This is a genomic window from Pseudomonas silensiensis, assembly GCF_050434865.1.
GTDB lineage: Bacteria > Pseudomonadota > Gammaproteobacteria > Pseudomonadales > Pseudomonadaceae > Aquipseudomonas > Aquipseudomonas fluorescens_W.
In genome coordinates this window covers 95950-102943 of sequence record NZ_JBNDJH010000028.1, presented here as the reverse complement: position 1 = coordinate 102943, position 6994 = coordinate 95950, and the positions used below count along the sequence as shown (strand labels likewise).

8 protein-coding genes and 4 tRNA genes are annotated in these 6994 nt (G+C 54.3%); 4 read left to right on the top strand and 8 right to left on the bottom strand.

What is annotated here, in order from left to right:
• Window positions 1-422 precede the first annotated feature (422 nt).
• A tRNA-Arg gene (locus tag QF010_RS29385) sits at window positions 423-499 on the bottom strand.
• Window positions 500-791: 292 nt separating this feature from the next.
• Here QF010_RS29385 and QF010_RS29380 point away from each other — a divergent pair.
• Window positions 792-1025 (top strand): hypothetical protein, encoded by a 234-nt coding sequence (locus QF010_RS29380; protein WP_033056186.1) that lies wholly within the window; start codon window positions 792-794, stop codon window positions 1023-1025.
• A gap of 22 nt (window positions 1026-1047) precedes the next feature.
• Complete coding sequence (locus QF010_RS29375; protein WP_033056185.1) at window positions 1048-1227, top strand: PA3371 family protein; 180 nt, start codon at window positions 1048-1050, stop codon at window positions 1225-1227.
• On the opposite strand, the gene phnN is transcribed toward QF010_RS29375, so the two are convergent.
• On the bottom strand, window positions 1202-1774 hold the full coding sequence (gene phnN / locus QF010_RS29370) for a phosphonate metabolism protein/1,5-bisphosphokinase (PRPP-forming) PhnN (protein ID WP_033056184.1): 573 nt from the start codon (window positions 1772-1774) through the stop codon (window positions 1202-1204). The genes QF010_RS29375 and phnN overlap by 26 nt on opposite strands.
• Window positions 1775-2160: 386 nt before the next feature.
• Here phnN and QF010_RS29365 point away from each other — a divergent pair, with 386 nt between their 5' ends.
• Complete coding sequence (locus QF010_RS29365; protein ID WP_003178899.1) at window positions 2161-2487, top strand: Arc family DNA-binding protein; 327 nt, start codon at window positions 2161-2163, stop codon at window positions 2485-2487.
• Window positions 2488-2587: 100 nt separating this feature from the next.
• Here the strand turns inward: QF010_RS29365 and mgtE are convergent, their stop codons facing one another.
• Window positions 2588-4030 carry a magnesium transporter gene (mgtE, locus tag QF010_RS29360; protein ID WP_033056182.1) on the bottom strand — a complete coding sequence of 481 codons (1443 nt, stop codon included), beginning with the start codon at window positions 4028-4030 and terminating at the stop codon, window positions 2588-2590.
• Window positions 4031-4349: 319 nt separating this feature from the next.
• On the opposite strand from mgtE, the gene QF010_RS29355 reads away from it, so the two are divergent.
• Window positions 4350-4868, top strand: a complete 519-nt coding sequence (locus tag QF010_RS29355; RefSeq protein ID WP_429534486.1) for a cell envelope protein SmpA — start codon at window positions 4350-4352, stop codon at window positions 4866-4868.
• Between the two features lie 19 nt (window positions 4869-4887).
• Here QF010_RS29355 and QF010_RS29350 read toward each other — a convergent pair.
• From QF010_RS29350 to QF010_RS29330, 5 genes are all read right to left on the bottom strand, one after another.
• Window positions 4888-4964: transfer RNA gene (locus tag QF010_RS29350), tRNA-Arg, on the bottom strand.
• Window positions 4965-5035: 71 nt separating this feature from the next.
• Window positions 5036-5112: transfer RNA gene (locus QF010_RS29345), tRNA-Arg, on the bottom strand.
• A gap of 107 nt (window positions 5113-5219) precedes the next feature.
• Window positions 5220-5310: transfer RNA gene (locus QF010_RS29340), tRNA-Ser, on the bottom strand.
• A 62-nt stretch (window positions 5311-5372) separates the two neighbouring features.
• On the bottom strand, window positions 5373-5561 hold the full coding sequence (gene csrA, locus QF010_RS29335; protein ID WP_002554426.1) for a carbon storage regulator CsrA: 189 nt from the start codon (window positions 5559-5561) through the stop codon (window positions 5373-5375).
• 187 nt (window positions 5562-5748) lie between these two features.
• Complete coding sequence (locus QF010_RS29330; RefSeq protein WP_008154299.1) at window positions 5749-6990, bottom strand: aspartate kinase; 1242 nt, start codon at window positions 6988-6990, stop codon at window positions 5749-5751.
• Window positions 6991-6994 lie beyond the last annotated feature (4 nt).

Sequence of the window (6994 nt, the reverse complement as noted above, 5' to 3'; positions counted from 1 at the left end):
TGTTGACTATCAGTCTGACTCCACAAGCACCCACACGAATTGCTTGATTCAGTTGTTAAAGAGCGGTTGGTTAAGAGCTTTCGTCTCAACCGAGGGGCGCATTCTACAGCACACATCCTCAAGTAGCAACCTTAAAAGTTTCTGATTTTATCAACAAAATCAATTACTTAAACTAGGCAAGCATCAATATGCTCGTTAGCGGGAGGCGAATAATACAGGATTAAAGTACGTGGTCAACCCCTGCCTAAAAATTCTTTTCCTTACCATTCCTCTCCTTTATATGGACGGAACGGTTATGAAAAAGCCCCGCCAGATTTATCTGAGCGGGGCTTTTTTATGCCTGAAGGAATCGCTCGCTCCCACCCTACGCCCATGAGGGTTTATCGGAGGGGTCATGAATTTCTAGAGGCCCTTGAGTTATGTGGTGTCCCAGGGCAGGTTCGAACTGCCAACCTTCCCCTTAGGAGGGGGATGCTCTATCCAATTGAGCTACTGAGACACAGATCGACCATGAAGAAACGCGGTGCGATGGACGGCGTGCATGTTAACGGGCAGGCCTGCTTTTGTCATGTCGTCCGTTGGGCTTTTTAAGTGTAGGCAGATGCCTCGCAGGAGCGTGGCTTTGTTTACCGTGCAAATTGCATCACCGCAAAAGGCCATCATTGCAAAATGCAATGCAAGCACTTCGGCAAAATATCTTAATCCGTTGTTTTTAAAGGATTTAACTACCGTTAGACTCTTGGCATGCGAGCTGCTTCAGCTGTTCTCGAAGAACAACGGAGGCAAGCCTCATGAACAGCGCCCTTTTACTCTCGATCGCGATCGCTCTGGCGATTCTGTTGGGCTTTCATTTTTCCCCCGAGAGCGGTGTTGAGCCGGTTGCTCAACGCATGCCTCATTACCTTCAGGTGCAACGGGCCCCTCAACTGGCGGCAATGAGCGATCAACGCAGCTTTGTCAGCCAAGAAGTGAGCCAGGAAGGCATTCTGGTGCCGGCTCAGTCTTCAGAACGTTTGGTATTTTGAATCCCCCCATCAGGAGCACCGCATGTCCAAATCAGCCGCAGGGTTTTTCATCCTCGCCTTACTGAGCGGCATTCTTCATCTGTCAGTGGCCCAGGATAGGATCCTAACCCTGCCCTCGATCGCCAGCGGCGTGTTCGGTGCGTTGTTTGTGCTGGCGCTGATTGCCGGGCGCAAGATCAAGTTCGATCCGGTACTGCGTTAACCCTCAGCAAGTCCAGCAAATTGGCAACTGTGGTGGACAGCTCACCTGAATTGTCGAGCCGATAAATCTGCGTGTCACCGTTTGAACCCTCTGCCGCGAATAACCCATTGCGATGCAGCCTTGCTTCAATCTCCGTAATACTCTCGCGACCACGACGCAGCAGGCGCTCTCGCAGGACTTCATCGTTGACCGTCAAAAGAACCGGCAACAGCGTTGGATACCGGAGCAGCGCTTCAGCCAGATGGCCACGAGAGCCGTTGACCAAGACATGCCGACCTTCATTGAGCCATTGATCTATTTCGACCGGAATACCGTAATCCAGGCCATTGGCGTTCCAGCACAGCGCGAAATCGCCCTCGACTCTGTATTGCTCGAACTCATCCCTGGAAACGCCAATCGCATCCTCACCCACTGATTCGGCCGACCGCGTGATAACCCGACGCACCACTTCACAATTGAGCGTCTGCAACGGCTCTCGGGCGGCTTCGATGAGGCTGTCCTTGCCGGACCCAGATGGCCCCATCAAGTAAATCAGCCTGCCATCCATCCTGAAATCACCTCCCACTGAACGTCTTCCCCTAGTAAATCGGCCAATTGCCACTATCCTGTACCAGTAAGGAACACTGATCGAATCTACACAGCATGCGCCTTCAGCCGCCCCAGGACATCACCTGTCGGGCAAGAGGAGGCAGTCAGAGATACGGACCAGCGCAAACTTTTCAAACCAGTCCGCATTTCTGATAATTGGTGCTGGCATAACGCCTTTATCCAGTTCAATATTTGTCACAGAATTGACGCCAACGAACTGGCTACTTTGAGGCATGATGCGAGCCTTTATCAATTCAGGTTGAACATTTGGCCAGACCGCTTGTCCTATCAGACATCCTGCGGCCAATCCCGAGAACCGCTCCCCTGAACTAACCGGTTAAATATATGCGCCCATTGAAACAGGCAATTTATTCCAGCCGTACGGCTGACAAGTTCGTCGTACGTCTGCCAGACGGAATGCGTGAACGCATTGCCGAGGTGGCTCGCAATCATCATCGCAGCATGAACTCCGAAATCATCGCGCGCCTTGAGCAGAGCCTTATTCAAGAAGGCGCGCTGGGCGAAGAATTGAGCATGCGCCTGGACAGCCCGGAGCTGTCATTACACGAACGTGAACTGCTGCAACGTTTCCGCCAACTCTCCCACCGTCAGCAGAACGCACTTGTTTCGCTGATTGCGCATGATGCCGAAATGGCCGCAGACGCTTCCTGATTTCATCCGAAAGTTCAAGCCAGCTTAATCGCTGGCTTTTTTTTGCCTGAAATTCGGGCAAAAAAAACCCGCCGATTGGCGGGTTTCTAATGTCGATAAGTCAGAGCAGGAAGATTGTCGCCAACCCGAGAAAGATGAAGAACCCGCCGCTGTCCGTCATGGCGGTGATCATCACGCTGGCGCCCATCGCAGGATCGCGGCCAAGCCGCGCCAGAGTCATGGGAATCAACACCCCCGCCAATGCCGCCAGCAACAAGTTGAGCGTCATGGCCGCGGTCATCACCACCCCCAGAGACCAACTGCCATACAGCAGATAGGCGACGACGCCGATCACACCACCCCACACCAGGCCATTGATCAGACCTACCGCGATTTCCTTGCGCATCAGACGCGAAGTATTGCCGGTACTGACCTGATCCAGCGCCATGGCCCGAACGATCATGGTGATCGTCTGGTTACCTGAGTTACCACCGATACCTGCCACAATCGGCATCAGTGCCGCCAACGCCACCAATTTCTCGATGGAGCCTTCGAAAAGACCGATCACCCGGGATGCAATGAACGCGGTAATCAGGTTCACCGCCAGCCAGGCCCAACGGTTACGCAGGGACTTCCAGACAGACGCAAAAATATCTTCCTCTTCACGCAGACCCGCCATGTTGAGAACTTCGTTTTCGCTCTCTTCACGAATTAGGTCGACCATTTCGTCGATGGTCAGACGGCCGATCAACTTGCCGTTTTTGTCGACGACGGGCGCCGAGATCAAGTCGTAACGCTCGAACGCCTGAGCAGCGTCATAGGCATCTTCATCCGGATGGAAACTCACCGGGTCGCTGGCCATGACGTCCGAAACCTGTTTTTCCGGATCGTTGACCAGCAGACGCTTGATCGGCAGCACACCCTTGAGCACGCCGTCGTAATCAACCACGAACAGTTTGTCCGTGTGGCTGGGCAACTCCTTGAGCCGGCGCAGGTAACGCAAAACCACTTCGAGACTGACATCCTCACGGATCGTCACCATCTCGAAGTCCATCAGCGCACCGACCTGCTCCTCGTCGTAGGACAACGCAGAGCGGACGCGCTCACGCTGTTGACCGTCGAGGGTTTCCATCAGCTCGTGGACGACGTCTCGCGGCAGCTCGGAGGCCAGGTCAGCAAGTTCGTCGGCGTCCATGTCCTTGGCAGCAGCCAGGAGCTCGTGATCGTCCATGTCGGCGATCAGCGTTTCACGAACGGAATCGGATACTTCGAGCAGAATGTCGCCGTCGCGATCGGCCTTGACCAATTGCCAGAGCGTCAGACGATCGTCCAGCGGCAAGGCTTCAAGGATATAGGCGACGTCGGCGGAGTGCAGATCATCGAGCTTGCGTTGCAACTCGACGAGGTTTTGCCGGTGAACCAGGTTCTCGACCCGGTCGTGATGCGGACCTTCCTGGCGATGAGTCAGGTCTTCGACCACCCGCTGACGCTGCAGCAGCTCAACAACTTGAGCGAGGCGGTCCTGCAAGCTTTCCTGCGTTTTCTTTACTTCAACTTCAGACATAGGCGAACTCCACTCCCAGCAGCGGGGCACGCCGGAAGGATCAATCAGTCAATTCATGATTGGAAAAACGGGGTACTGAGTAACTACTGGGTAAGTCCATGGAGGTATTCCACAAGCCCCGGCGGGGCTGACGGGCGCAATGATACACCGCCCGACGGTTTAAAACGTTAAAAAATCGTGGCTGAAACAAGCGCTTGCAAGACAAACCTGAGCGCTGCCTGATCCATCAAACTGCGACGACTCATCCTGAAAAGAAAACACACCACGACTGAAAAATGTAACGACTACCCTTTAGATGGACCGTCATGGAGGACGTTTAATGCCATCGAATGCCTATTATTTTTTATTGATTACCCTGCTCTGCCCGTCGCCCTGGGCGCTTGCCACGACCGTTCACCGCTGCGAGGCGGCCGACGGACGCATTACCTTCACTACGTTGAGCTGTACGGCCGGAGACAGCCTTTCGCTGCAGGATGTCCGCACCTTCACACCGGGCAGCGTGATCGCTCTCATGCCGGAGGCCGAGAATCGCGAAACATCAGGTATGAAAATCAAAAGGAGGGATCCGACTGTCGTCGGCAAGACCGAGGACAAATGTGGAGACCTGATCAGCGCCAAAGAACGCCGCGAAGCCATCATCAATCAGCGGGTTGTTGCAGGGATGAGTCAGCAGGATGTCGAGAGCGCCCTCGGCAAGCCAGACAAGATCAATATTCGCAATTCGGCCATGAGCTACCGCTACGACAACAAGCGAGGTCGTAGCGCGAACATCGAGTTCGATGAGAGAGGATGCACCAAAGGAAAAGCCAAATCCCAGACGGCAAAAAACCCGCGTTAAACGCGGGCTTTTTGTTGTTTGGTGCACTCGACAGGATTCGAACCTGTGACCGCTCGGTTCGTAGCCGAGTACTCTATCCAGCTGAGCTACGAGTGCATTTGTGTTTTTATACCAGATCACAACTGGTTGAAGCCAAGTCATTCACATTACTGCAGATGACTCTTAAATGGTGCACTCGACAGGATTCGAACCTGTGACCGCTCGGTTCGTAGCCGAGTACTCTATCCAGCTGAGCTACGAGTGCATTTGTTGCCGCGCATTATAGGCCGTCTAATCTCTATGTCAAACACTTTTTCTAGTAATTTCAACAACTTACCGAAGAAGCCAGATTACAACGTACTACGCAAATAATGGCGGAGAACGGGGGATTCGAACCCCCGACACCCTTTTGAGGTGTACTCCCTTAGCAGGGGAGCGCCTTCGGCCACTCGGCCAGCTCTCCGCAACACGGGGCGTATATTAACCAGCTTCTTCCCCGTTTGCAAACATAAAAAACGATAAAAATTAATGGCTTGGTTCTTCGTCCTTCTCTTTCTTTATACGCAGGTAAATTTCCTCACGGTGGACCGCAACCTCTTTCGGGGCGTTGACACCGATACGCACTTGATTTCCTTTGACGCCGAGCACGGTCACGGTGATTTCGCCATCACCAATAATCAGGCTTTCTGCGCACCGACGAGTCAGAATCAGCATACCTTTCTCCTCACGCATTTCATTTCAGGGACAACAGTCTGCAAAAAAAAGGCACTCGACCTACAACCGGAACGATCGCAGCCCTACATGCCTGAGTATTGACTAGCGCGAGCAAAAGAACAGCCTCGGGTCGCACCATTCAAAAAAACAAAAGGGCGCGGTCAGACCGCGCCCTTCGGTTAACGCATCACTCGCCCTGACGGGCCGGTGCGTCCAGTTCGAAAGCCGTGTGCAGAGCGCGCACAGCCAGTTCCAGGTACTTCTCTTCGATCACTACGGAGACTTTGATTTCCGAAGTCGAGATCATCTGGATGTTGATACTTTCTTTCGCCAGCGATTCGAACATGCGGCTGGCCACGCCTGCGTGGGAGCGCATGCCGACACCGACGATCGACACCTTGGCAATCTTGATATCGCCAACGACTTCACGGGCACCGATCTCGCGAGCGGTGTTTTCCAGCACGGTTTGCGCGGCCTGGAAGTCATTGCGGTGCACGGTGAAGGTGAAGTCGGTGGTGTTATCGTGCGCAACGTTCTGCACGATCATGTCGACTTCGATGTTCGCGGCACTGATCGGGCCGAGAATCTTGAATGCAACGCCCGGGGTGTCTGGCACGCCACGGATGGTCAGCTTGGCTTCATCGCGGTTGAAAGCGATGCCGGAAATGATCGGCTGTTCCATGGTTTCCTCTTCATCAATAGTAATGAGGGTGCCCGGACCCTCCTTGAAGCTGTGCAGTACGCGCAGCGGAACGTTGTACTTGCCGGCGAATTCCACCGCACGGATCTGCAACACCTTGGAACCGAGGCTGGCCATTTCCAGCATCTCTTCGAAGGTAATCTTGTCCAGGCGCTGAGCCACGGACACCACACGCGGGTCGGTGGTGTAGACGCCGTCGACATCGGTGTAGATCTGGCATTCGTCAGCCTTCAAGGCTGCCGCCAGCGCCACGCCGGTGGTGTCGGAACCGCCACGACCAAGGGTGGTGATGTTGCCGTGCTCGTCGACGCCCTGGAACCCGGCGACAACAACCACACGACCGGCCTTCAGGTCGCCACGAATCTTCTGGTCATCAATCTGCAAGATACGCGCTTTATTGTGCGCACTGTCCGTCAGAATCCGCACCTGGTTGCCGGTGTAGGACACCGCTGGCACGCCGCGCTTGATCAGCGCCATAGCCAACAGTGCAATCGTCACCTGCTCACCGGTGGAGACGATCACGTCCAGTTCACGAGGAACTGGCTGGCCGTCGCCACTGATTTTCTTGGCCAGATCGATCAGACGGTTGGTTTCGCCGCTCATTGCAGACAGCACAACCACCAGGTCATCGCCGGCTTCGCGGAACTTCTTAACCTTGTCGGCGACCTGTTCGATTCTCTCGACAGTGCCGACCGAGGTGCCTCCAAATTTCTGTACGATCAAAGCCATTTCA

Bases quoted from the DNA above. Each gene is read 5' to 3' on its own strand.
- QF010_RS29355 (WP_429534486.1), top strand. From the start codon at position 4,350: ATGCCATCGAATGCCTATTATTTTTTATTGATTACCCTGCTCTGCCCG.
- QF010_RS29365 (WP_003178899.1), top strand. From the start codon at position 2,161: ATGCGCCCATTGAAACAGGCAATTTATTCCAGCCGTACGGCTGACAAG.
- phnN (WP_033056184.1), bottom strand. From the start codon at position 1,774: ATGGATGGCAGGCTGATTTACTTGATGGGGCCATCTGGGTCCGGCAAG.
- csrA (WP_002554426.1), bottom strand. From the start codon at position 5,561: ATGCTGATTCTGACTCGTCGGTGCGCAGAAAGCCTGATTATTGGTGAT.
- QF010_RS29380 (WP_033056186.1), top strand. From the start codon at position 792: ATGAACAGCGCCCTTTTACTCTCGATCGCGATCGCTCTGGCGATTCTG.
- mgtE (WP_033056182.1), bottom strand. From the start codon at position 4,030: ATGTCTGAAGTTGAAGTAAAGAAAACGCAGGAAAGCTTGCAGGACCGC.
- QF010_RS29375 (WP_033056185.1), top strand. From the start codon at position 1,048: ATGTCCAAATCAGCCGCAGGGTTTTTCATCCTCGCCTTACTGAGCGGC.
- QF010_RS29330 (WP_008154299.1), bottom strand. From the start codon at position 6,990: ATGGCTTTGATCGTACAGAAATTTGGAGGCACCTCGGTCGGCACTGTC.